The sequence below is a fragment of the Rhodococcus indonesiensis genome, assembly GCF_047782815.1.
GTDB classification, from domain to species: Bacteria; Actinomycetota; Actinomycetes; order Mycobacteriales; family Mycobacteriaceae; genus Rhodococcus; species Rhodococcus indonesiensis.
Genome location: NZ_CP180630.1, coordinates 4796503 through 4821315 on the forward strand (window position 1 = coordinate 4796503; position 24813 = coordinate 4821315).

At 70.2% G+C, this 24813-nt stretch carries 21 protein-coding genes; 10 read left to right on the forward strand and 11 right to left on the reverse strand.

The window, feature by feature from the left end:
- Positions 1–121: 121 nt before the first annotated feature.
- Both thiD and ACM26Y_RS21960 read left to right on the forward strand, forming a co-directional pair.
- The gene (gene thiD / locus ACM26Y_RS21955) at positions 122–934 is read left to right on the forward strand and encodes a bifunctional hydroxymethylpyrimidine kinase/phosphomethylpyrimidine kinase (RefSeq protein WP_416061950.1); all 813 of its coding nucleotides are present in this window, start codon (positions 122–124) and stop codon (positions 932–934) included.
- A gap of 179 nt (positions 935–1113) precedes the next feature.
- Positions 1114–1812, forward strand: coding sequence for an SDR family NAD(P)-dependent oxidoreductase (locus ACM26Y_RS21960; RefSeq protein WP_416061951.1), 699 nt, complete (start codon positions 1114–1116; stop codon positions 1810–1812).
- Between the two features lie 12 nt (positions 1813–1824).
- On the opposite strand, the gene ACM26Y_RS21965 is transcribed toward ACM26Y_RS21960, so the two are convergent.
- On the reverse strand, positions 1825–3225 hold the full coding sequence (locus ACM26Y_RS21965) for an ABC1 kinase family protein (protein ID WP_003938200.1): 1401 nt from the start codon (positions 3223–3225) through the stop codon (positions 1825–1827).
- Between the two features lie 167 nt (positions 3226–3392).
- On the opposite strand from ACM26Y_RS21965, the gene ACM26Y_RS21970 reads away from it, so the two are divergent.
- Positions 3393–4388 (forward strand): sigma-70 family RNA polymerase sigma factor, encoded by a 996-nt coding sequence (locus ACM26Y_RS21970; RefSeq protein WP_054374345.1) that lies wholly within the window; start codon positions 3393–3395, stop codon positions 4386–4388.
- Positions 4389–4397: 9 nt separating this feature from the next.
- On the opposite strand, the gene ACM26Y_RS21975 is transcribed toward ACM26Y_RS21970, so the two are convergent.
- A complete protein-coding gene (locus tag ACM26Y_RS21975) occupies positions 4398–4850 on the reverse strand; it encodes a VOC family protein (protein WP_054374347.1) in 453 nt (150 codons plus the stop codon).
- A 443-nt stretch (positions 4851–5293) separates the two neighbouring features.
- Between ACM26Y_RS21975 and ACM26Y_RS21980 the strand changes: the two genes are divergently transcribed.
- From ACM26Y_RS21980 to ACM26Y_RS21990, 3 genes are all read left to right on the forward strand, one after another.
- Positions 5294–6262, forward strand: coding sequence for a pirin family protein (locus tag ACM26Y_RS21980; RefSeq protein ID WP_003938203.1), 969 nt, complete (start codon positions 5294–5296; stop codon positions 6260–6262).
- 55 nt (positions 6263–6317) lie between these two features.
- Positions 6318–7091: a pirin family protein gene (locus ACM26Y_RS21985; protein WP_003938204.1), complete on the forward strand. Its 774-nt coding sequence runs from the start codon at positions 6318–6320 to the stop codon at positions 7089–7091.
- Positions 7092–7175: 84 nt separating this feature from the next.
- Entirely contained in the window at positions 7176–8084 is a 909-nt protein-coding gene (locus ACM26Y_RS21990) for a PaaI family thioesterase (protein WP_416061952.1), read from the forward strand.
- A gap of 89 nt (positions 8085–8173) precedes the next feature.
- Here ACM26Y_RS21990 and ACM26Y_RS21995 read toward each other — a convergent pair whose 3' ends face one another.
- A complete protein-coding gene (locus tag ACM26Y_RS21995) occupies positions 8174–9379 on the reverse strand; it encodes a serine hydrolase domain-containing protein (RefSeq protein WP_052034019.1) in 1206 nt (401 codons plus the stop codon).
- Positions 9379–10773, reverse strand: a complete 1395-nt coding sequence (locus ACM26Y_RS22000) for a WS/DGAT/MGAT family O-acyltransferase (protein WP_416061953.1) — start codon at positions 10771–10773, stop codon at positions 9379–9381. Before ACM26Y_RS22000 ends, ACM26Y_RS21995 begins: the two co-directional genes overlap by 1 nt.
- A 136-nt stretch (positions 10774–10909) precedes the next feature.
- Between ACM26Y_RS22000 and ACM26Y_RS22005 the strand changes: the two genes are divergently transcribed.
- The gene (locus ACM26Y_RS22005; RefSeq protein ID WP_416061954.1) at positions 10910–12883 is read left to right on the forward strand and encodes a M13 family metallopeptidase; all 1974 of its coding nucleotides are present in this window, start codon (positions 10910–10912) and stop codon (positions 12881–12883) included.
- Between the two features lie 54 nt (positions 12884–12937).
- Here the strand turns inward: ACM26Y_RS22005 and ACM26Y_RS22010 are convergent, their stop codons facing one another.
- The 3 genes from ACM26Y_RS22010 to ACM26Y_RS22020 all read right to left on the reverse strand — a co-directional run bounded on the left by ACM26Y_RS22010 (position 12938) and on the right by ACM26Y_RS22020 (position 15900).
- Entirely contained in the window at positions 12938–13648 is a 711-nt protein-coding gene (locus tag ACM26Y_RS22010) for a M23 family metallopeptidase (protein ID WP_003938213.1), read from the reverse strand.
- A gap of 390 nt (positions 13649–14038) precedes the next feature.
- Positions 14039–15337, reverse strand: a complete 1299-nt coding sequence (locus ACM26Y_RS22015) for an alpha/beta hydrolase family protein (protein ID WP_416061955.1) — start codon at positions 15335–15337, stop codon at positions 14039–14041.
- A 71-nt stretch (positions 15338–15408) separates the two neighbouring features.
- Positions 15409–15900, reverse strand: coding sequence for a metallophosphoesterase family protein (locus ACM26Y_RS22020; protein ID WP_416061956.1), 492 nt, complete (start codon positions 15898–15900; stop codon positions 15409–15411).
- Between the two features lie 143 nt (positions 15901–16043).
- Between ACM26Y_RS22020 and ACM26Y_RS22025 the strand changes: the two genes are divergently transcribed.
- Entirely contained in the window at positions 16044–17810 is a 1767-nt protein-coding gene (locus tag ACM26Y_RS22025; RefSeq protein ID WP_416061957.1) for a thiamine pyrophosphate-requiring protein, read from the forward strand.
- Between the two features lie 6 nt (positions 17811–17816).
- Here ACM26Y_RS22025 and ACM26Y_RS22030 read toward each other — a convergent pair whose 3' ends face one another.
- Together ACM26Y_RS22030 and ACM26Y_RS22035 are read right to left on the reverse strand one after the other, a co-directional pair.
- Positions 17817–19868, reverse strand: coding sequence for a CocE/NonD family hydrolase (locus ACM26Y_RS22030; RefSeq protein WP_416061958.1), 2052 nt, complete (start codon positions 19866–19868; stop codon positions 17817–17819).
- Positions 19868–21154 carry an ATP-grasp domain-containing protein gene (locus ACM26Y_RS22035; RefSeq protein WP_416061959.1) on the reverse strand — a complete coding sequence of 429 codons (1287 nt, stop codon included), beginning with the start codon at positions 21152–21154 and terminating at the stop codon, positions 19868–19870. The genes ACM26Y_RS22030 and ACM26Y_RS22035 overlap by 1 nt, the downstream gene beginning before the upstream one ends.
- 192 nt (positions 21155–21346) lie before the next feature.
- On the opposite strand from ACM26Y_RS22035, the gene phoU reads away from it, so the two are divergent.
- Complete coding sequence (gene phoU / locus ACM26Y_RS22040) at positions 21347–22018, forward strand: phosphate signaling complex protein PhoU (protein ID WP_416061960.1); 672 nt, start codon at positions 21347–21349, stop codon at positions 22016–22018.
- Here phoU and ACM26Y_RS22045 read toward each other — a convergent pair.
- Complete coding sequence (locus ACM26Y_RS22045; RefSeq protein WP_054372498.1) at positions 21969–22256, reverse strand: hypothetical protein; 288 nt, start codon at positions 22254–22256, stop codon at positions 21969–21971. The two genes, phoU and ACM26Y_RS22045, sit on opposite strands and share 50 nt — an antisense overlap.
- Before the next feature lie 98 nt (positions 22257–22354).
- Here ACM26Y_RS22045 and ACM26Y_RS22050 point away from each other — a divergent pair, with 98 nt between their 5' ends.
- Positions 22355–23152, forward strand: coding sequence for an SDR family oxidoreductase (locus ACM26Y_RS22050; RefSeq protein ID WP_416061961.1), 798 nt, complete (start codon positions 22355–22357; stop codon positions 23150–23152).
- Between the two features lie 2 nt (positions 23153–23154).
- On the opposite strand, the gene ACM26Y_RS22055 is transcribed toward ACM26Y_RS22050, so the two are convergent.
- Positions 23155–24582, reverse strand: a complete 1428-nt coding sequence (locus ACM26Y_RS22055; RefSeq protein ID WP_416061962.1) for a DUF1254 domain-containing protein — start codon at positions 24580–24582, stop codon at positions 23155–23157.
- Positions 24583–24813 lie beyond the last annotated feature (231 nt).

The following is a 24813-nucleotide window of genomic DNA, read 5'->3' on the forward strand; positions in this document are numbered from 1 at the left end:
GGTGCCGGGACCGGTCGCGCGAACCCGGCGGCGACGTCGCGGGCAGCCGTGGTCTCCCCGGACGTGCGGGCTCCTTCTCGGGTCGGCACGCAGTCTGTCCCCCATCGGATTGGAGTACACCGTGGTCGACCTCGCCTATGTCATCGCCGGGACCGAAGCCACCGGCGGCGCAGGGCTGCAGGCGGATCTGAAGACGTTCCAGGAGCTGGGCGTCTACGGCGTCGGCACCACGACCTGCATCGTCTCGTTCGACCCCCGCAACGACTGGTCGCACCGCTTCGTCCCGATCGCGCCCGAGGTCGTCGCGGACCAGATCGAGGCGGCCACCGCGGCCCACGACCTCGACGTCGTCAAGATCGGCATGCTCGGCACCCCGGCCACGATCGACGTGGTCGCCGAGGGTCTGCGCGGCCGGTCGTGGCGGCACGTCGTTCTGGACCCGGTGCTGATCTGCAAGGGGCAGGAACCCGGGGCGGCACTCGACACCGACAACGCGCTGCGTGAGTCCGTGCTTCCCCTGGCCACGGTGGTCACTCCCAACCTGTTCGAAGCCCGCACCCTGGCGGGGATGGACCGCATCGACACCGTCGACGACCTCGTCGAGGCCGCTCGCCGCATCCACGCCCTCGGCCCGCGGTACGTCCTGGCCAAGGGCGGCGTCGAACTCGCCGGTGACGACGCCGTCGACGTCCTCTTCGACGGCGAGGAGGTCACCGTCCTCTCCGCGCCGAAGGTCGGCCGGGAACGGGTGTCGGGTGCCGGCTGCACGCTCGCCGCGGCCGTGACCGCCGAACTCGCCAAGGGCGCCGACGTGCCGGCCGCCGTCGCGCTCGCGAAGGACTTCGTCACCGCCGGTATCGAGGGCCGGGTCGGGGCGCACACCCCGTTCGACACGGTGTGGCAGGGCGCGTACGCGGCGTCGCGCACGAGCTAGGACCCTCTCTCCGTCGGCGGGACGGATTCGCCTACCGGAGTGCAGATCCGGACATCGACCACCGTCGGGACGGTTGTCGATGTCCGGAACCGGAGCGCGTGGCTCGGTATCGCGATGCGCGGGCGCGCCCGGCGCCTATCGTGGACGGGCATCCGTCCGCTCGGCCGAGAGGATCTTCGATGACCACGACCCGGTCCGCGCTCGTCACCGGCGGCACCGGCGGTCTCGGGGCCGCCGTCACGACGCATCTGCTCGAGTCGGGCTGGCGGGTCGTGGTCCCCTGGGTGGCTCGTACCGAACTCGGGCGACTCGGGGACCATCCGAGTCTGCGTCTCGTGGAGGCGGACGTGTCCGACGACGCGCAGCTGCGGCAGGCCGTCGCGCTCGCGGCCGCCGACGAATCCGCACCGCTGTCCGGCGTGGTGAATCTGGTGGGCGGGTTCACCTCGGGCCCGCGGGTCCACGAGACGCCCGTCGAGGTCCTCGACGCCCAACTGGACCTGAACCTGCGCACCGCCTACGCCGTGACCCGCGCGGCGCTGCCGCACCTGCTCGCGAGCGGCGGCGGATCGGTGGTCTGCATGTCCACCGCGGCGACGAAACGGCCGTTCGCCGGGGGCGCCGCCTACGTCGCGTCGAAGGCCGCCGTGACCGCACTGGTCGAGACCCTGGCCGTCGAGTACGCCGGCGACGGCGTGCGGGTCAATGCGCTGCTGCCCGTCGTCATCGACACGCCCGCGAACCGGGCGGCGATGCCCGACGCGGACCGGCGCTCGTGGTCGCAGCCCGCCGAGATCGCGCGGGTGATCCGGTTCCTGCTCTCCGACGACGGCGCCGCCGTGACCGGGGCGTCGATCCCCGTCACACGCGTGGGCTGACGCGCCCGCGTGTCAGGCGGGTAGCTCGAGCCCCTGTTCGGCGGCGCGGCGCGCCACCTCCGCCGGGAAGACGTTGCGCAGCAGGTACAGGTCCCGGCCGATGACCCAGCCGGGGGCGAGGGCGGTGGCGTAGCGCTCGAAGTAGCCGAGCTGCTTGCCGAACAGCACCAGTTCCTCCGGGCTGGCGATCCCCCACTGCTTGCCGAGCCGGATCAGCGCGACGATGAGGTCGCTCAGCCGCAGCTGTCCCAGGTCGCGCCCGAGGATCGGAGCGAGTGCCTGCGCCACCTGCATGCCGATCTCGGCGTCGTCGGCGTCGAGTCCGCTGGTGTAGCCGAGGGCGCGGATGCCCCGCGCCACGCGGGCGAAGTCCCCGTCGATGGCGGTCGCGCGGAACAGGTCGCGCAGGATGGCGCGCCAGTGCTCGGGCAGCTCACCGACGATGCCGAAGTCCAGGAAGGCGAGACGGCCGTCGTCGAGCAGCCACAGGTTGCCCGCGTGCACGTCGCCGTGGAACGGCCCGTGCAGGACGACCGATTCGATCCACACCTTCACCCCGCGGCGGATGAGCAGACTGGTGTCGATCCCCGCATCGGCGGGCACCCGGTCCATGGGCACACCGCGGAGCCGTTCCATGCAGATCACGCGCGGGCCGCAGTAGTCCCAGTACACCTGCGGCGTGGTGACGGTCGTGTTGTCCCCGAACGCGCCGATGCACTCCCGGAACCGGCTCTGCCGGTCTGCTTCGACCGCGCTGTTGAGTTCGGTCATCGTGGACGAGTGCAGGTCGCGGATGATGGCGGTGGCGTTGGCGATGCGGAAGAACTCGAAGGCCTGCAGCAGACGCGCGCCGACGTAGGCCGCCCGCAGGTCGACGAGCATGCGATGGGCGATGCCGGGCCGCTGCACCTTCACGACCGCCTCCCGGCCGTCGTGCAGGACGCACGCGTGCACCTGGCCGACGGACGCGGCGGCCAGCGGGACGTCGTCGAACCGGGCGAACAGTTCGCCGACGGGATGGCCGAGGTCCTCCTCGATCACGGCGCGGGCCCGGTCCGCGGGCACGGGTGCGACGTCGTCCAGGCAGCGCAGGCACGCGTCGGCCAGCGGCTTGGGGAACACCCCGGACGACGACGCCATGAGCTGGCCGAGCTTGACGAACGTGGGACCGAGGACCTCGAACGCGTCGACGGTGCCCTCGGCGGCGGCGTCGGCGGGACCGCGGCCGTCGGGCCGCAGCGGCCAGGCGAGCAGTTTCAGCAGGACGCTGACGAGGAGCACCACGCCGATGACGACCGTGCGGCCGGCTTCGCGCAGGCCGAAACGCTCGAGCGGGGGCATGTCGACATGCAGCGCCGACGCGGGCGGTCCCCCGGCGTACGGGCCTGTCGGTCGGGGCGCGATGTCGGGCACGGGTCACCTTCGTCCTTCTGCCTGCCGGCGGGGCTGTCGGCCGGGGCAGTTACTGGACGGTACCCGGAGTGCACAGATAGTTCGAGACCCTGTTTCCTGTCGGCCCCCGGGACTACGCTCACGCTCGTAACTGCACTTCGACAGCGACGGGCAGGCGGGGGTACGACATGACGGAGCAGGTTCTCGACTCGCAGGACGACTTTCTGACACTGGCCGGTCCGTACCGGCGTGAGCTGCTCGCGCACTGTTACCGGATGAGCGGCTCGATCCACGACGCGGAGGACCTCGTGCAGGAGACGTACCTGCGCGCGTGGCGGGGCTACGCCAACTTCGGGGGCCGCTCGTCGCTGCGGACGTGGCTGCACCGCATCGCGACCAACGTGTGCCTGACCGCGCTCGAGGGCAGATCGCGCCGGCCGCTGCCGACGGGGCTGGGGGCGCCGAGCTCGGATCCGGCCGACGACCTCGTCGAGCGCGGGGAGGTGCCGTGGCTCGAGCCGATTCCCGGCGGATCCTTCGGCGACGACGGCCGGCCGGAGGATCCGACGGACCCGGCGGCGATCGTGACCTCGCGGGAGTCCATTCGCCTGGCCTTCGTGGCGGCCCTGCAGCATCTGTCCGCGCGGCAACGGGCAGTGCTGCTGCTGCGCGACGTCCTGCAGTGGCGGGCGACCGAGGTGGCCGCCGCGCTGGACACCTCGACGGCCGCGGTGAACAGTCTGCTCCAGCGGGCCCGCGCGCAGCTCGAACAGGCGCAGGTGACGAAGGACGATCTGGTCGAGCCGGAGAGTCCGGAGGCCCAGGCGCTGGTGCAGCGCTGGGTCGAGGGGTTCGAGAAGTACGACATCGATTCGATCGTCGAGATGCTCACCCAGGAGGCGGTGTGGGAGATGCCGCCGTTCGAGGGCTGGTACCGCGGCGCCGCGGCGATCGGAACCCTCATCCGGACGCATTGCCCGGCGAGCGGTCCCGGCGATCAGGTTCTGCTGCCCACGGTGGCGAACGGGCAGCCCGCCCTCGGCCTCTACATGCGAGGCGAGGACGGGCAGCACCATCCGTTCCAGCTGCAGGTGCTCGACGTCGTGGGCGACCGGGTGGTGCATGTGACCGTGTTCTTCGACACCGATCTGTTCGCCCTGTTCGGACTACCCGAGCACCCCTGACGCCGACCGCTACGCCTGCGCGGACGTCTCCGCCTGCGGTCCCATCGCGGCGGCCGCGGCCTCGACGTCCATCCACATGACCTCCCAGACGTGCCCGTCGAGGTCGCGGAAGGCCCGGCCGTACATGAAGTCGGTCTTCATCTCCTCCGACCCGGCGGTGATCCAGTCGCTGCCACCGGCGGCGAGCGCGGCGTCGACGAGGCGGTCGACGTCGTCGCGGCTCTCGGCGGACACGCTCAGGAGCACCTCGCGGGCCGTGGCGGTGTCGCAGATGTCGCCGGTGATGAAGTCGCGGAAGCGTGGCTCCTCGAGGAGCATGACGTAGGTCTGGTCGTTGATCTCGAGGCAGGCGGTGTTGGCGTCGCAGAACATCTCGTTGAAGGTGAAGCCGAGGGCATCGAAGAACGTGCGGGCGGCAGCGACGTCCTTGACGGACAGGTTGGCGAAGAGCATGCGGGGCATCTTCAACTCCTTGCGTGTGAGCGGACGGCCGGCACCTCGTGTGAGGTGTCGAGCAGGTAGACCGTCCGGCTCCGGAAAACTCATCGCGCCGGACGGGATCGCCGAAACCCCGGCGCGAATCGGAGCGAGTAACTATGCTGTGCGCCCGGTGCTTCGCGCACCGGGGTGATGGACCATACCCCGACGGGTATGTACCCTGGCTTCATCGGCCGACGGAGACGATCGGCCGCCCCCGACACCGCGTCCCTCCTCCCCCCCCCCGAAGGCGGGACGTGGCGCCGGGCGTCACGCGCCCGGCGCGGACCCCCTGCCCTCCCTCCCCTCGGGCAGGGGGTTTCGTCTTTCTCGGGTCCGCCTGCGCCCCGTTCGCAGTGCGGGAACAAATCCCCCGGACCGTCGGTTAGAGTAGTTGCATAGTCAACTACATGCCGAAGGAGCCCGCCATGCCCGCGGTGACCGTAGACAACATCCTCACCCTGCCCCGCATCCCGGCGCCCGCAGCCGACGTGCCGGCCCGTCCGGTCCTCGGCGTGCGCACCGCTCCCGTCGGATACGAAGGCGAAGGCTTCCCGGTGCGCCGGGCATTCGCAGGTATCGACCAGCGCTTCCTCGACCCGTTCATCCACATGGACCAGATGGGCGAGGTGCAGTACGCCCCCGGCGAACCCAAGGGCACCCCGTGGCACCCGCACCGCGGATTCGAGACCGTCACCTACATGATCGACGGGATCCTCGAGCACAAGGACTCCAACGGCGGGGGCGGCACTATCGGCGGTGGCGACACCCAGTGGATGACCGCGGGCTCGGGGATCCTGCACATCGAGGCCCCGCCGGAACACGTCGTCGCCAGCGGCGGCCTCTTCCACGGCGTGCAGTTGTGGGTGAACCTGCCCCGGAACCACAAGATGGCGCAGCCGCGATACCAGGACATCGCCGGCAGCCACGTGGCCCTGGCCTCCTCGCCCGACGGCGGCGCCCTCGTCCGCGTCGTCGCCGGTGAGATCGGCGGTGTCCGCGGCCCGGGCGTGACCCATACCCCGATCGCCCTCGCACACCTGACCGTCGCGCCCGGCGCGTCGGTGACCCTGCCCTGGCACCGGGAGTACAACGCGCTCGGCTACGTGCTCGCCGGGGACGGCACCGTCGGCGCCGAGCATGCACCGATCCGGGCGGGACAGACCGCCGTGTTCGGACCGAACGGCGACAGCGTCACGTTCACCGCCGACCGCACCCAGGACTCGCGGACCGAGTCCCTCGAGGTGTTCCTGCTCGGCGGACGGCCGATCCGCGAGCCCGTCGCGATGTACGGGCCGTTCGTGATGAACACCAAAGCCGAGATCATCCAGGCGTTCGAAGACTTCCAGGCGGGACGTCTCGGGACGATCCCGGCCGGGCACGAACAGCTGCCGTGACGCCGCGCCGATGCCCTCGTACCCTGAACCCGCCGCACCTCCCCGAGGAGAATCCATGACCGACGCCACGACCCTCGACATCCGGCGCGCCGAGGACCGGCTGACGACGAACATCTCCTGGCTCGACTCGAAGCACTCGTTCTCGTTCGGCCACCACTACGACCCGGACAACACCCACCACGGGCTGCTGCTGGTCAACAACGACGACACGGTCCTGCCCGGCCAAGGTTTCGACACCCATCCGCACCGCGACATGGAGATCGTGACCTGGGTACTGCGCGGCAGCCTCGTGCACCAGGACTCGATCGGGCACTCGGGCGTCATCTATCCGGGCCTGGCACAGCGGATGAGCGCCGGAACGGGCATCCTGCACTCGGAGAAGAACGACTCCTGGCGGTTGCCCGGCGCCACCGGCGTGCACGCCGCGGAGCACGCCGAGCCGGTCCGCTTCGTCCAGATGTGGGTGGTGCCGGACGAATCGGGCATCACCCCCGGTTACGAGCAGCTCGAGATCGACGACGAGCTCATGCGCGGCGGGCTGGTGCCCGTCGCCACCGGCATCCCCGAGCACCGCGATCACGCCGCCATCCGCATCCACAACAAGTACGCCGGGCTGTCGGTCGCCAGGCTGCAGCCGGGCCGGCCGGTCGTCCTGCCCGACGCCCCCTACCTGCACGTCTTCGTCGCCCAGGGCACAGCCGAGCTCGAGGGCGCCGGAATCCTGCGGGAGGGCGACGCCGTGCGGCTGACCGGTTCCGGCGGACAGCGGGTCCACACCGACACGGCCGCGGAAATCCTCGTGTGGGAGATGCACGCCCGCATCGGCTGACCGGGGTGGGCGCGGCGGCGAGCCGCGAGCCTCGGTACCGTAACCGAGCGAACCCTCGCTCCGCTCGATCCCAGGATGCTGCCCGTGACCGTCACCGCCCCCGAAACCGATCGTCTCAACGCCTTCATGGGCATCGACACCGTGGCCGGGAAGCCTGGCACGGTGTCGTTCCGCCAGCCGCTCGGCACCTGGTTCCTCGACCACCGCGGCCGCACCACCGTCGGGTCGGTCGGCGTGCTCACCGATGTCGTTCTCGGCGCTGCCCCGCACCTCGTGTGGCGCGGGCAGGGCCGCGACACCCGGTCCGTCCTGACCCAGCTCAGCGCCTCGACCGCGAATCCGATGCCGGCCCGAGGGGATCTGCACGGCACCGGCCGCGCCGTCCACGTGGACGACTCCACCGCGTTGAGCACCGCGCAGATCTGCGACGCCGCAGGCGATCTGGTGGTGCAGCTGACGGGACGGTCGATGGTCGTGGATCGTCCCGCCGTGTTCGACTCGTTCGCGGACGCATCCGGTCTGGCCCGGCCCACCCCCGAACCCTGGACGGACCCTTCGGAACTCGCCGATCGCACCGGGCTCGACACGGTCGTCGGCATCGCCGCCGGAACCGTGGCCCGGGGCCCGCTCGCCGGCCTGCTCGATCTGCGCGTCGGCGCCGTCGAGAAGGGCCGTGTCGCCGCGGTCGTCCCACCCGCGGAGTGGATGGCCAATCCGATGGGCACCGTGCAGGGCGGCGTCCTGGTCTCCGTCGCCGGCACCGTCGCCGAACTCGCGGCGCAGACCCTCACCGCTGCCGGACAGGAGTACCGATTGCTGAACCTGACGCTCGACTACCTGCGCTCCCCCGCCGCTCCTGGCCCCGACCTCCTCGTCGACGCCCGCGTCACCCGGGCCGGCCGACGGCTCGCCTCGATCGACACGCATCTCACCGCACCCGACGGCACGGTCCTGGTCCGGGCCCAGGCGAGCGTGCAGCTTCTGGCGCCCTGACGACGGCCGGGCTGATCAGAGGTCTGCCGCCTGACGCAGGCGCAGCTCAGTTGCTCCGCCCGCGACGACCGTGAGCAGTGTGCCGACCGTCAGGCCGCCCGCCGCGCGACGACGACACCTGCGGCCCCGAGCCGCGGAAACCGCATGTCCGAGATGGGGGTGACACTGCCGAGGCGGTTGGTGACGAAGGCGATGGACAAGCCCGTCTCCGGATCGGCGAACGCGCCGGAGCCGCCGAAGCCGAAGTGACCGATCGACTGCAGCGGCTGCTCGCGCAGCGCGACCCAGCCCGGGTGGTAGCCGAGCCGCCAGTTGGGGCGGATACCGAGCACGTAGTCGCGGCGCCGGGTCTGCACCTCCAGGACCTGCTCGAGGGTTTCCTCCTTCAGCAGCCGCGCTCCGTCGAGTTCGCCGCCGTTCGCGAGCGCCCCGTACATCCGGGCCAGCGCGCGGGCGGTGAACACCCCGTTCCACCCCGGCATCACCGCGTCGTGCGCGGCGGGGCTGCGGGCCAGCTCGTCGAAGCCTTCGGCCATGCCCGCCTCGGCGACGCCACGTAGGCCGGGCAGCCGCGACAGCACGGTGCCGGTGACTGCCCACGGCGCGGGGGTCGGGTTCAGCCGGGGGAAGACCCGGGCGATGCGGTGCCGCTCGTCCTGCGGCACGTGGAACCAGAATTCGCGCAGACCGAGCGGGCCGGCGATCTCCTGCTCGACCAGTTCGGTGAAGGACAGGCCGGTCACCCGGATGGCGATCTCGGCGACGAGGTTGCCGTAGGTGACGGCGTGATAGCCGGGGCCGGCGAGCCGCCGCGGATCCGGGGAGGCGGCCGCGAGCGCGGACGCCACCGCATCGGAGTCGAGCAGCCCGAATCGTCCCGGGACGAGGCCCCGGGCGCGATGCAGACCGGCGCGGTGGGACATCAGCTCCCGGACGGTGATGGACTCCTTTCCGGCGGCCCCGAACTCGGGCCAGTACGTCGCGACGGGTTCGTCGTAGTCGACGAGCCCGCGCTCGGCGAGGCGGTGCAGCACGGTGCTCGCGACCCCCTTGCCCGTGGAGAACGACAGCGCGACGGTGTCGTGGGTCCACCGCCTGTCCCGGGACGCCCAGCCCGCCCAGATGTCGAGCACCGGCTCGCCGTGCAGGTACGCCGCGAGCGCCCCGCCGCCGTTCCGGGTGTCGCGGAACATCTTGAAGAACCGGTCGGCGACCGGCAGGAAGCGGGGGTCGACGATCATCTCGGTCCGGGGATGCTCCCCGTCCACCCGCCTTGCTCCCGTTTCGGCACTCATCACGCCACTCCTACCGCAGTCTCCAGCTCCGACAGAGACCGCTCCGTCAGAGGTATCAACGTCGCGATATCCGGTATTACTTCCCCACCGGCCACATATCCGAAACCGATCCGGTCGGCATACGAGCACACCGTGACGTTGAGGGCCATCCCGTCGTACACGATGGACACGGGGTACATCTCCTCGAGGTGGGCGCCGTTCCAGTACAGCTCGGTGCGCGGACCGGGCACGTTGGAGATCGGCAGGTTGTACCCGGGCCGGAGCCCCGGGTCGAACGGAAGCATGGGGGCCAGGATGGTCGGCAGGATGCTCGGTGCCGTCACCACCAGCGACGGCACCGGCCCCAGCGCTGCGACGCGGTCCTTGGCGACCTGCATCGAGCGGTGGATCAGCCGCAGCCGGTCGGCCGGGTCCGTGCGATCGGTACCCAGGGTGCACACCGCCGTTCCGAACGCATTGCCCGCCGTCGCGCCGTCCTGCCGTCCGCGCACCGAGACCGGGCAGATCGCCACCAGGGAGTCGCCGGGGAGTTCGTCGTGCTCGCCGAACCACGAGCGCAACGCGCCGGCCACCATGGCCGTGACGACATCGTTGCCGGTCACGCCCGCAGCGCGCTCGATCGCGCGCAGTCGAGACTTCGGCCAGCCGGCGGCGGCGAAGGCGCGCCCGGTTCCGAGCGGACCGTTGAGCCGGGTGCGTGGCGCCCCGAACGGCAGGACGGTGGTGTCGCTGGTCACGCCCTGCACCGTGGCCCCGACCTGCCCCCCGACGGTCCGCCGAACCAGACCCACACCGGAGGTGAGTGCCCCGAGGGCCGAGCGGGCCAGCCCGAGCGGCGTCGGAAGTCCACCGTGCGTGGCGTCGGGCCGCGGGCGCCTGCCGGTGGCGAAGAACGGGGACATCGACCGGCGATCGGGATCGGGCGACATCGACTCCTCGATCATCCGCAGGCCGGCGATCCCGTCGAGCACCGCGTGGTGGACCTTGGTGTAGAGCGCGAACCGGCCGTCGGGGAGCCCGTCGACGAGGTGGGCCTCCCACATCGGGCGGGAGCGGTCGAGCGGTTCGGCATGCAGCTCCCCCACCAGCTGCCACAGCGCGTCCCGCCCGGCGCCGGGCGGCAGCGACGCCCGCCGCACGTGGTAGCTCAGGTCGATGTCGTCCACGTCGCGCCAGGCCCACCACCCGCCGGTGTCCACCCCCCGGTGCGCCCGGCGGCGCAGCACCGGATCCACCTCGTCGGCGCGGCCGAGCGCGTCCCGGTAGGCGTCGTCGACGAACCGCGAGCCGGCATCCTCGGGTGGGTTCAGGATCAGGACCACTCCGACGTGCATGGGGTTCGCCAGCAGCTCTGCCGTCATGAGAACTGCATCGATGGGGTCCATCAGACCCACTCGTCCACCCCGCTTCCACGTGTATGTGTGGCTTCGGTCACGGTAACTCGAGCGAGGCGTGTCGCGGGCGGAGACGGCCCGTCACCCGTACGCAGGCCCGTGCCGGGTGCCGGGATTCGGTGTAAGGATGGACGGCATGACCATCGTGGAGCATCCCCGGGCTCGGCACTCGGGCATCGACCTGACCCACCTCGACCAGAGCACCCGAGCACAGGACGATCTGTTCGAACACGTCAACGGCCGCTGGCTCGCCGAACACGTGATCCCCGCCGATCGTGCCCTCGACGGCGCGTTCCGCACCCTGTTCGACAAGGCCGAGGTCGACGTCCGCACCCTCATCGAGGAGGCGGCCGCGTCCTCGGCCGAGCCGGGTACCGATGCGCAGCGCATCGGCGACCTGTACGCCAGCTTCATGGACACCGGGGCCGTGGAGGCGGCGGGCCTGGACCCGATCGCCGGCGAACTGGCCGCCGTGGCGGACGCCGCGGACCGGAACGCGCTCGCGGAGGTGCTCGGCCGCTTGCAGCGCGTCGGGATCGGCGGTGCCGTCGGGCACTACGTCGACACCGACGCGAAGAACTCCGCGCGCTACCTGATGCACACGACGCAGTCCGGTCTGGGCCTGCCCGACGAGTCGTACTACCGCGAGGACGGCCACGCGGAGATCCGCGCGCAGTACGTCGCGCACATCGGGCGCATGTTCGAGCTGGCCGGCATCGGGTACGCCCCGCAGCGGGTGCTCGAACTCGAGACCCGCCTGGCGGCCGGGCACTGGGACGTGGTCAAACGGCGCGACGCCGACCTGTCCTACAACCTGGTGACGTTCGAGGCGCTGACGTCCGAGCGACCCGGTTTCGACTGGCGCGGCTGGATCGGCGCACTCGGTGCCACCGAGGAACAGTGGGCCGAGATCGTGGTCCGCCAACCGAGCTTCCTCGACACGTTCGCGCACCTGTGGGCCGAGGCACCCCTCGACGACTGGAAGGCCTGGGCCACCTGGCGGGTCCTGCACTCCCGCGCGCCGTACCTCACCGAGGCGCTGGTCGACGAGAACTTCGCGTTCTACGGCCGCACCCTGACCGGGGCGCAGGAGATCCGCGACCGATGGAAGCGCGGCGTGGCGCTCGTCCAGGACCTGCTCGGCGAGGCCGTCGGCAAGCTGTACGTCGAACGGCACTTCCCGGCCGAGGCCAAGGCCCGCATGCAGCAGCTCGTCGCCAACCTGCAGGAGGCGTACCGGCGCAGCATCGCCGACCTCGAATGGATGAGCCCGCAGACCCGTGAGGCGGCGCTGCGCAAGCTGGAGAAGTTCACGCCGAAGATCGGCTACCCCGACAAGTGGCGCGACTACTCGGCGGTGACCGTCGCCGCGGACGATCTGGTCGGCAACTACCGCAGCGGCTACGCCGCCGAGTACGACCGCGACCTGGCCAAGCTCGGGGGTCCGGTGGACCGCGACGAGTGGTTCATGACGCCGCAGACCGTCAACGCCTACTACAACCCGGGCATGAACGAGATCGTGTTCCCCGCCGCGATCCTGCAACCGCCGTTCTTCGATCTGCACGCCGACGACGCCGCCAACTACGGCGGGATCGGGGCCGTCATCGGGCACGAGATCGGGCACGGCTTCGACGATCAGGGCGCCAAGTACGACGGCGACGGCAATCTCGAGAACTGGTGGACCGACGACGATCGCACCGAGTTCGGTAAGCGCACCGCGGCGCTGATCGCGCAGTACGACGAGTTCGAGCCGAAGGGACTCGCCGGGCACCGCGTCAACGGCAGCTTCACCATCGGCGAGAACATCGGCGATCTCGGCGGGCTGTCCATCGCGCTGAAGGCGTACGAGATCGCGCTCGACGGTGCCGAGGCGCCCGTGATCGACGGCCTCACAGGCCTGCAGCGGGTCTTCTTCGGCTGGGCGCAGGTGTGGCGGACCAAGGTCCGTGACGAGGAGGCGCTGCGCCGGCTCGCCGTGGATCCGCACTCCCCGCCGGAGTTCCGGTGCAACGGGGTGGTGCGCAACATCGACGCCTTCTACGAGGCGTTCGACGTGCACCCCGGCGACGAGTTGTATCTCGACCCCGCGCAGCGCGTGCGGATCTGGTGAGCCGGACGCCGGTGCGCCGCGCCCCCCGACGGGGCGGCGTACCGGCGTCCGAGACTAGGAACGCGAGGACTGCGGTACGGATACCCCGCGCGAGCCGAACCAGGCCAACGGATCCATCTTGGCGCCGCCCGGCTGCCACACCTCGAAGTGCAGGTGCGGACCGGTGGACTGGCCGCGGTTGCCCATCGTGGCGATCACGTCGCCCGCCCGGACCTGCTGGCCGACCGACACGAGCGACTGGTCGATGTGCCCGTAGACGCCGATCGTGCCGTCGTCCTGCTGGATGCGCACCCACAGTCCGAAGCCGGAGGCGGGGCCGGATTCGATGACGGTCCCGTCGGTGACCGACTTGATCGGCGTGCCGATGGCGTTGGCGATGTCGATGCCGTTGTGCGCCGTTCCCCAGCGGGGGCCGAAGCCGGAGGTCAGCGCCCCGATCGTCGGGAAGACGGCGCTCGGGCGGCTCGCGAGTTCGCGCGCGATGCGCTCGGCTTCCTCCTGGGCGATCCGCTCGGCCTCGCGCTGGCGCTCCGCGGCCTCCGCGGCCAGGCGCGCGGTCTCCCGCTCGGCGGCACGCTGCAGCTGGTCGACGTACCGGTCGGTGCCGGCGTCCGGGAATTGCAGCACCTGCGGCGCCGTCGAGAGTCCGACCGTCGGCTGCTGCCGCTCGGGGGCGGCCTGGGCCCGGGGCTGCCCGGGTGCCGCCTGGGCCGCGGCGCTGCCGGCCGCCAGCACGGCACCGATCGCCAGGGGAATGGTCAGCAACCGGCGAGCGGGCCCACTCCGGTGCGCACGCCGGTGTGCCCCACGCCGGGGTACTGCGGGTTCGAGTGTTTCGCTGAAGTTGTCACCATCGGGGCGGGCGTACGGGGCCAAACTGCTGTCCTCGACGTTCGAGTAGTCCGTTCAATAACGGATTGGTCACGGTCGAGTCACAGATTAGCGCATGCTTGCGGCTGTGGGTAGCGCGTCCTGCCTGACCGAATGTCACATCCGGTCGGTTCCGCGACCCGAATGTGACATTCGGTCGGAGGAAGCGCAGCCGCGCGCCGGGCAGTCAGCCGCGACAGCAACGGCGGTCGCGGCTGCCCGGGGACCGCGCGGGTGTGGACAGGACACCGCCGCGGGGCCGGCTCCTGCCGGCTGCCACCTCGATCAGCCTTCCGCGGCCTCGCGCGACGACGCGCCGCCCGGAGCCCGGACGCGGTCCGGGTCGACCAGCATTGTGTCCAGCCAGTCGAACATCCGCTGATCGGTGAGAGCGCGGCCGAGGGGCTGGCAGTGGAAGTTGGCTCCCTCCGCGGCGGTGAAAGCGACGAGTTCCTTCACCCCCGGCAGCCCCTCGGCGAGCCGGCGGGACTGGCCGGGCCAGAACTGCTCGTCCTCCGGGTCGGTGACCAGCATCGGCGTCGTGATCGAGCCGGCGAGGTCGCCGAGCCGGTACTTCAGCACCTCGGTGAGGGTGTCGAAGTACGAGTCCATCCGGCGGTAGGGGCGGGCCCGGAACCGCCAGGTGCGTTCGAGCCGGCCCGACAGCCGCATGCCGAAGGCCATGTCCCGGTCGAACTTCTCCCGGTCGCCCTTCTCGAGCAGTTCGATCATGTTCTTCGGCATGTGCGCGAACCACGACGCGGACACGTCGACCACGCCCGGGTCAGCGACGGCGGCGGCGATCCGGTGCTCGAAGGCCAGTGCGCGCGGCACCCAGTATCCGCCCTGGCTGATCCCGTAGAGAGCGATGCGCGAGTCGTCGACCTCCGGGTACCGGAGGAGGAAGTCCACGATCGGGGTGATGACAGCCTCCCAGTCGTGGCGGAACGGCACGCCGCGTTCGAACAGCATGGACTGCTGGCCGGGGCCGTCGAAGAACAGCACGTTGTAGCCGCGCGCCAGGGCACCGGCGCCCGCGGCGGTCCACAGGCTGCTGATCGGTCCGTCGCTGCCGTTGTTCAGGATCAGTGTGGGGCGGGGCTCGCCGGTCTCCGCACCGAGCGGACGCAGCAGGTAGCCCGGCAGGAAACCGTCCTCGTAGGGAATGTCGACCTGTTCGGCCGGGTGCGGGGTGGTCTCGACGAACCGGTCCCACGCCGCCCGATGCTGCCGGAACGTCGGCAGCAGCGGGCCGTCGTCGCCCAGCCCGTCGACGGAGTTGACTGCGGTAGCGAAATACGTTGCCGCGCGCAGGTATGCGCCTGCGGCACTGATCGCGTGCCCGGTCTCGATGGAGGCGTCGGCGAGCCGTCGGACGCGATTGCCGAGCGCCACCCAGGCGTCGAACCACTTCTCGGGGTCCTTCTCCCCGAGCGGGGCGATGGTGGCGAGGACCTCCCCCACGTCCGCCGCGCCGTGCACGGCCTGCCCGAGCAGGAAGCGGACGTCGAAGTCGAAGTCCTCGTCGCGGTAGAAACCTGCCGTGAACGCCTGGTGGGGATGCGCGAAGAAGGATGCGGGCATGTGAGCTCCCTCGGGCGGTAGCGGGGCACACCCACCGTACGCCCGAACCGGTCGTTCGGCTCGATTTCCGGTCACAGGCGGTGCAGTACGACCTCACCCAGTGCACCGCCGGCGACGGTGGCGGTCATGTAGGTGCAGAACGGTTGTCGCCGGCGGTCCGTCGGCGACCCCGGGTTCAGCAGCCGCAGCCCTGTCGCCGTGGTGGTGTCCCACGGGATGTGACTGTGCCCGAACACCAGGACGTCGGTGTCCGGGTACGCCGCCGACATCCGTCGGTCGCGACCTGCCGAGGCGCCGGTCTCGTGGACGACGGTGAAGCGCACCTCCTCGAGCGTCACGCGTGCGGTCTCGGGCATCCGGCCTCGCAGCTCGGCACCGTCGTTGTTACCCCAGCACGCGACCAACCGGGCCGCCCGCTCGGACAGGGCGTCGAAGAGCGCGACGTCGACCCAGTCCCCGGCGTGCAGCACCACGTCGGCGCGATCGACCTCCTCCCACACCCGCGCCGGCAGGTCCCGCGCGCGGACGGGGACGTGGGTGTCGGCCAGCAGCAGCAACCTCATGCGATCAGTGTGCCCGCCAGGTTTTCGCCCCACGGCGAGGTTTCACGCGGCTCCCACCGGGCACCCCGCCCCGAGTACGCGACGAACGAGTACACGACGAACGATGCCCGCGGCGGACGGCGGGCGCCACCGGGAGGAACACCATGGCCAACGTCGCCGACGGGATTGTCGACCGGCTCCGGGCCTGGGGCGTGCACCGCGTCTTCGGCTACGCCGGCGACGGCATCGACCCGATCCTGGCCGCGCTCGACCGCTCGTCCGAGCACATCGAACTCGTCACGACCCGGCACGAGGAGATGGCGGCGTTCATGGCAACCGGCCACGCCAAGTACACGGGCGAGGTGGGGGTGTGCCTGGCCACCCAGGGGCCGGGGGCGGTGCATCTGCTGACCGGCCTGTACGACGCCAAACTCGACGGCAAACCGGTGGTGGCGATCGTCGGGCACGTGGTGACGACGGCCCAGGGCAGCGGCTACCAGCAGGAAGTCGCGCTGCCCACCCTGTTCAAGGACGTGTGCGCCCAGTACGTGCAGACCCTCGACACCCCCGAACAACTCGACGCGGTACTCGACAACGCATTCCGCACCGCGCGGGCGACGTCGAGCCCGACGTGCGTGATCGTCCCGCACGACGTGCAGCAGGCGGGCGTCGCCGAGGAGGAGCACACCCACGGCGTGGTTCCCAGCGCCGCGACGGTCGCGGTCCCACGGGTCCTGCCCACCGACGCGGACCTCGACCGGGCCGCCGACCTGCTGAACTCCGGGCAGCGGATCGCGCTGCTCGTCGGCCAGGGCGCCCACGGTGCGGCCCGGGAGGTCGACGAACTCGCGGAACTGCTCGGCGCGGGTGTGACGACGTCGCTGCTCGGCAAGCCCGTCATCGACGAGTCCCGGGACTGGGCCTGCGGTGTCATGGGGCATCTCGGCACCACCGCCGCGGCGGACCTGACGACCGGTTGCGACACCCTGCTGATCGTGGGCAGCAACGACCCGTGGACGGAGTTCTATCCCGCTCCGGGCCAGGCGCGCGCCGTGCAGATCGACATCGACGCCCGCAACCTCGGCGCCAAGTATCCCGTCGAGGTGCCCCTCGCCGGGGACGCCCGCGAAACGCTGCGCGCCCTGCTGCCACGGCTGCACCGAACCGACCGCCCGTGGCGCCGCGACGTCGAGCAGATGGTCCGGAACTGGCGGCGGATCGCCGCCGCACGACGCACGGAGCCCGCGGACGGGCTCGATCCGCAGGCGGTCGTCGCGGCCCTGTCCGACCATCTCCCCCCGGACGCCCAGGTGGCGGTGGACGTCGGTTCGGTCGTGTACTGGTACGCCCGGTTCCTGCGACTGCCACCGGGAGTGCCGGCACACCTGTCGAGCACCCTCGCCTCGATGGGATCCGCGATGCCGTACGGCCTGGCCGCCAAGCTCGCCCACCCGGATCGCCCGGTGGTCGCGCTGGCCGGGGACGGCGCCATGCAGATGAACGGCATCTCGGAGCTGATCACTCTCGCCCACCGCTGGCGCGACTGGGCCGATCCGCGCTTCGCCGTCCTCGTCCTCGACAACGGAGATCTCACCGAGGTGTCCTGGGAGCAGCGGGAAATGGAGGGCGATGCCCGCATCCCCGCCTCGCAGACCGTCCCGCCCTTCCCCTACGCCGACTACGCCCGTCTGCTCGGTCTCGAGGGCATCCGGATCGATCGGCCCGAGGACGTCGACGAGGCGTGGCGTACCGCCCTGAGCGCCGATCGTCCGGTGCTGATCCAGGCGGTCGTCGACCCGGGCACCCCGCTGCTGCCACCGCGTGCCCCCGCGGAGAAGGTGGAGACGATGCTCCGGGCCCTCGAGCGGGAGGGCGCGCACGCGGCGGCACAGCGGCTGCGCCGGCAACGCGAGCAGGAAGCAGCCAACTGACGGCGGTCAGACGAGGTTCCGCGGAATGCGGCGGTGCCAGTTCTGCGAATGGACCCGATTCTCCACCGGCCGCGGGTCGACGTCCGGGTTCCCCAACTCGAACGCGTCCAGGCGGGCGTCGATGACGAATTCGTCTGCTGTGCACCGCAACACGGTGTTCGTCGTGATCTCGGTACGCCAGTCGCCGCGTTCGAGGCGGCGCACGGTCCTCGTCTCGCCCCGCACGGAATCGACGTCGTTGCCCCGGAAGCTGAACCACTCGGTGGTGGCGCGGCGGACCGTCGTGCCGACGTCGTCGAGCAGGATCGTGCCCTGATCGTTCTCGATCTCGAGGGTGGAGACCCCGGTCGCCAGGTCGCGTTCGACCTTCCAGTGGTGCCGGCCCGGTTCCAGGTGCGTCGCGGGGGCCTCCGGAGCAGCCTCGGGGGGGCCGAACGCACGTAGTCTCTCGTCGTCCCCGGGACGCTGTGGGCGGTGGGGAAGCGTCAGGGTGCTGGTGCCCGTATTCACCGTCAGCATCACAGGTTCCGGCGACGGCCACGCCAGCGGCCAGTACGACGAGGACACGGACAACCGGATGCGATGGCCGGCGGGGAACGAGTGGGCCATCCCGTTGAGCGGCACCCGCACACGGTACGTCCGGCCCGGCTCGAGGGGTTGCGGGTCGCCGCTGCCGTCGCGGTGGGTGAGATTCAGCAGGCCGTAGGTGACGCGGGTGGCCTCGCCGTCCGGCGCCACATCCGACAGACGCGCCGCCACCATCGCATTGGGTCGGTCCGCCGACACGTCCAACTCGAGCGTCGGCAGCCCGAACACCTCGAAGGTGTCGTCGAGCGGTTCGGTCTCGAACACCAGCGAACCGCCGTCGTCCTCCCGCTGATCGCCCGGCAGGTCCGGTGTCGCGGCATACGAGGCCCACTTGCCGGCGAACATGCCCACACTGAGCGGCGACTGCAGCCGGATCCGGTGGTGGTCGGCTTCCTCAGCAGGCTTGTCGGACAACGAATGCCGGGTCAGAGTGTAACGCCGGTCCTCGATGTTCGGGGACGGCCAGCACGGTTCCGACACCCAGCGACCGGGCCGGTCCGCGTACGTCGGCTGCGGCGGGATGCTGTCCTGCATCCAGGCCCGCAACACCGGCTCGTCCATGATTCCGGTGTCGCGGCCCTTGAGCCAATGATCCCACCAGCGGACGAGTTCCTGCAGGAACCCGATCGCCGGCCCGGGCACGCCCAGGTGCGGATACCTGTGCCCCCACGGGCCGATCAGACCGAGACGCGGAACGTGCAGATGTTCGAGCAGCCGGAAGATCGCGTTGGTGTAGCCGTCCGCCCAGCCGCCGACCGCGAGCACCGGACACTCCACGTCCCCGTAGTTCTCGTTCACCGACGCCCGCTTCCAGTAGTCGTCGCGGTGCTGATGCTCGAGCCACTTCTCGATCCACAATCCGCTGCCGGACAGGCGCTCGTGCCACATCTCCCGCCACCGGTCACCGACGATCGCCGGATCCGGGGGCAGGCTGTTGAACGCGAACATCACCGTCGCCTCGGACAGATTGTCCGAGAGCAGGCATCCGCCCATGTAGTGCATGTTGTCGACGTACAGATCCTCGGTGGCGGAGGCACTGACGATCGCCTTGAGCGCCGGCGGGCGGCGGGCGGCCACCTGCAGACTGTTGAACCCGCCCCACGAGATACCCATCATGCCGACATTGCCGTCGCACCAGGGCTGTTCGGCGAGCCATGCGATGACGTCGCAGGCGTCGTCGTGTTCGGCGGCCAGGTATTCGTCGGCGAGCACCCCGTCGGAGTCGCCGCTGCCGCGCATGTCCACACGCACGGACACGTAGCCGTGCCCGGCGAAATAGGGGTGATTGAGGGCATCCCGCGCCCGGGTCAGGTCCCGCTTCCGGTACGGGATGTACTCGAGTACCGCCGGGACCGGTTCGTCGGTGACCGGTCGCCACATCCGGGCGGCCAGGCGCGCGCCGTCGCGCATGGGAACGAACACGTTCTCGACGTCTCGCACCTCGTACGGGAACGACTCGACCGTGTGCACTAGGCGGCCTCCTCGAATTCGAAGGGCAATGCCTCGAGGCAGTCGCGATAACGCTGCTCCAGTTCGTCATGACCGGAAGCGCCGAGGTAGAGGGTGGCGAGCTTGTACCGGTAGGCGTCCTGGTTGGGTAGGTCGGACAGCCGGGTGCCGGGCTGTACGTCGATCCGCACGACCGTACCGGGGAAACGTGCCTGCAGCGCGCCGATTTCACTCTCACTCGGGACGCGGGTGACGATGCCGTCGTCGTAGCGGGGCACCATGCACTGGGCCGCCACCGCGAATTCACCCTGCCGGTGCGGCATCCGCGGCCGGCGGCCGAGAGCGACGTCGATCGCCACCGCGTGATTGGACGCTCCGTCCACCTTCGCGAACAGGTCGCTGTGCGACTGCGAGATACGGGTGTTCACCTCGATGAGCCACAGCTTGCCCGTCTCGGCGTCCCACATGAATTCGGAGTTGAAGCAACCGTTGTCGTAGCCGGTGTGCCGCAGATAGCGCTCGGTGACGTCGATCATCTGCTGTTGCACCTCGGGCGGGACGGTGCGCGCGGGGTAGTCGAGGTGATCGAAGCTGTGCCCGGACTCGTCCTTGCGCATGTCGAACACGCCGTGCACTCCGAACTCTCCCTGGAAGATCGACCCTTCGGGCGCTGCCTGCGTGCCGGTGACGATCTGTTCGGCCAGGCAGGTGCGAGCGCCCGCGGCGCGCGCCTCCACCGGGATGTCCACGTGAGCCAGCGCCTGGTCGAAGGGACTCGCGATGCGGCCGATCTCCCCTCGGATGCGTGCGGTCGCGGAGGCGAACTCCTCGGCGTTCGACACTTCGAAGCCCAGCTGAGACGAGTGCGCCTTGATCGGCTTGACCCAGAACGGGAACGGGACGTCGATCTTGTCGAGTGCCTCCGGATCGAAGGGATCGAACGCGTCGAAAGCCGGCACACACTCGGGCACGACCTCACGCTGGAGGATGCGGCTCCACAGCTTGTGTTCGCTGCGGATCACACTCTCGAGGCTCGGCGACGGCAGGCCGCGTGCGGCCGCGAGAACAGGCACGAGCACGCTGGTCGGGAAGTCCCAGTGGGCGATGATCGCGTCGACACTGCCCTCGAACGAATCGAGTTCCTTGTCCGCTCTCTCGAGCAATGTGTCGAAGTCGAAGCTGTCGGCGGAGACCAGCGACTCGTAGTCGAGCAATCCGTGGAAGGTGAAGCCTTCGGGAATCTCGACGGTGCCGAGCTCTCCGCGCTGCAGATCGGTCAGTCCAGGTACGAAAATGTTCTCAGTCATCGTGAACTGGCTATCCCCGTCGGGTCGCAACGAAACCTCGGCCGTCCGGTCGGACCGTATTGCGGGGATTGTCGGACTGTGTGCGCCGCGACCGGGTATTGCGGGGAAACTCGTCGATGGGGGTATACCGGGGGCCATCTCCGGGTATGCCTTCCTGACAGCAACGGAGGACAGCGCAGTGGATCGGTACTTATGAGGGCGTCGTTCGATCAGCAATTACGCGACCTCACCGGTCAGCTCCGGGGCCTCGCCGAACTCGCCGCGAGGGCCCTGGAGCTGTCGACACGCGCGTTGCTCGACGGCGACGTCGCAGCAGCCGAGGAAGCGCTCGATCTCGGCGAGGACATCGACACCTTGCACACCGAGTGCAGCGAACGGGCCGTGGCGATCCTGGCGTTGCAGCATCCGGTCGCCGGGGATCTGCGGTTCGTGTTCTCCGCGGTGCGGATGAGCAGCGATCTGGCGCGTATGGGCCAGCTCGCCCTGCACATCGCGCGCGCAGCCCGGCGTCGCACCCCCGGCGAGCTCGTCCCCGATCAGGTCCGGGGCGACATCACCCGGATGGGCGAACTCACGGCCACGATGGTCCGCGCCCTGTGCGATGCCTTCCGCGAGCCGAAGCTGGAGCTGGCCGCGCAGATCCGGAGCACCGACGCGGAACTCGACCTCGTCCACGCCCGCGTCCTCGGGACGCTGCGGGATCCGGCCTGGACGCACGGCGTGACCCCCGCCGTCGACCTCGCCCTGGTGGCCCGCTTCTACGAACGCTTCGGAGACCAGGCCGTGGACGTGGCCGAACGGGTCGTCTTCCTGATCACCGGACGTCGCCCCGACGGCGATCCAGCTCTACCCGGGCGGCCCTGAGGATGTGCCCGGGCCGGTCCGGGTTCACGGTCCGTTCGAGGTCGGCGACGAACTCCTCCACACGCTCCGTGGGCCAGGATTCCAGCCCTCGGCCCGTGCGCTCGGGGTAGGCGGCGTGGACGACGTCGAGGATCCGGTGCGCCAGCCGGCTCGCGTCCTCCACGTCGAGACGGTGGGTCGTGCCGTTCAGGGTGACGTCCAGCCCGTCGCCGGTGTCGGTCACGGCAAAGGTGGTCATGTGTGCCTCCTGTGCTCCCCAGGCGTGAGGGTACTCGAGACGACCACCCGCGACCACCGACGGCGTGTCAGCGGCCGGCGACTGGGTACTCGCCGGACATGAGCATTCCTGCACACGAGCGGCTCGCGATCGTCACCGGTGCCGATTCGGGAATCGGCAAGGCCACGGCCGAGACGCTGGCCTCGGAAGGATTCGACGTGGGCATCACGTTCCACACCGACGAAGCCGGCGCCCGCAGCACCCGGGACGGGATCGAGGAGCGCGGCCAGCGCTGTTTCGTCGTCCGCCAGGATCTGACCAGCCCGGACACCGCCGATGTCGTCGACACGCTCGCCGAGAAGCTCGGCGGTCTGGGTGTTCTGGTCAACAACGCCGGAACCGGGCACACGGACCGAGTTCTCGACCTCGGCTACGAGACGTGGCGCGAGGTGCTCGCGACCGACCTCGACGGTCCGTTCCTGTGCGCTCAGCGCGCGGCTCGCCGGATGATCGCCAGTGGCCGCGGGGGCCGGATCATCAACGTCACGAGCGTGCACGAGCACATCCCCCGGTTCGGGGCCGCCGCCTACTGCAGCGCCAAGGCCGGCCTGGGCATGCTCACCAAGTGCCTCGCACTGGAATTGAGCCGGCACGGGATCCTCGTCAATGCGGTTGCGCCCGGCGAGATCTCGACCCCGATGACAGGCATGGACGAGTCACAGGCGTACCACGAGGACCGTCCCGGCAATCCGGTCGGCCGGCCCGGGCACGTCCACGAAGTCGCCTCGGCCATCGCATTTCTCGCATCGCCACGCTCGTCGTACCTCACGGGCGGCTCGATTCCTGTCGACGGCGGGCTGATGCTCATGGCCGCGCACGGTCACGACATGGCCGAGGAAGCCTGGCGCGAGATCTGACGTCACACCGGCTCGATGTCCGGTAGCCGCCATGTCCTGTCGAACCACGGTTCGAGAGGACCGTACAACCGGAACATGGCCCACCAGCTCTTGCCGGGCACGGTCTGGATCCAGTTGTGGCCGCCCTCGGGTGGCTCGGGGCCGAAGTGGATGTCGACGGAGCCGTCGTCGTTCGGGGTGAAATCCCGGTCCTGGCTCGTCACCGACGGCCACTCCTGCCCGGTCTGCAGCATCGACCGGGTCTGGGTGTCGTAGACGAGGACGGACCAGAAATTGGCGGCCGGAACGTCGGCGGGAACGCGGAGCCGGTAGGTACGGCCGCCGTCGAACGGGTTGCCGTCGGTGTCGACGCAGGCAACGACGTATTGGGACCCGGCGCCGATCTTCTCGACGTCCTCTGCCGGACTCACGCCGGTGACCGAGAAGTTGAACTGCACGGCAGCGTCGAGCAGGGCGACCCCGTCTTCTTCGAACCGATGGCCACCGAGGAAGAATGCGCGCCAGGTGCTGCCCGGGTAACGGTAGGCCTCCGGCTGCCGGAACCGGTAGGTGAGGGCGCGACCGGTGGCGTCACCCACCGCGGCTGCTTCGGTCAGAATCGCCCGCATGCGCTCGTCCGGGTCGAACGGCCTGCCGCGCCGGATGCCGATCGAGGCGAAGAATCCCAGGGTGAGCGGATCGGACGATTCGGGCGGTTCGGACTGCACCACCTCGTCGAGCATTTCCCACGCCCGGAAGTCGGCGGGCGGGACGCCGACCATCGGTTCCGGCGACACGTTCACGAACCGCATGGACGGTGGACGGTCGGCGAGCGCGAGGGGATAGGCCCGGGTCTTGTCCTTGATGACCTCGACGGCGGGATGGGGATCGCCGTGCTCGTCGAGGAAGCCGCGAACGAACATCGCCATGCCGAAGCCCTTGGTACGCACCACGAAGTAGCCGTCGGGAACCTCGCCGTCGTAGCCCGGAGGCAGCAGCAGGTAGGCGCCGCCCTCGCCCTTGTCGGGTCCGGACAGGCCGACGTCGGCCACCCAACGCCCCCAGCTGTCGTCGATCGCGCCCAGCACACCGGGCGGCGCCTCGATCACGAGCGGACCGTCGTGCAGGTCGATCCAGATGGCGGTGTAGGAGGTGCTCGTGTTCGCCGTGAGCCAGACGGTGCAGGGATGCATCAGGTCTTCGAAGACGTACGCCGTCGAGTTCACCGGACCCTGCTCCAGGAGCGCCCTGCGCATCGCCATCATGTTCAGTGCGGGCAGCGCCAGCAGGTACGCCTGGACGGCGCGCTGGAAGTCCAGGTTGTCGAACAACGTCCGGACCGTCGCATCGTCCGGAAAACCGTCGAAGAATCGCAAGGTCCCCAACCGGGTGTGAACCGCGTCGGGCGACTCGATTCCGGCAGGAATGGGGGTCGCAGTCGTCTTTGTCATGGCCAGCCTCCTCGTCACGATGCCCGACTCCGACGCTACGAATCCCCATACCGGCCCTCAAGGGCCGAAAGCCCACAACTCGCCGCCGCTGCAGATTGCGAGAACGCCGCATCTCGTAACCCCTCCCCCGGTGCTTCCGCCGGCCGTTCGGGGGCGAATCTCCGGCACCACCGGACGTACGCAATCTTTCCGAGGGTTCCACCCGGCCCAGCCAGGGTAGGCACCGAACAA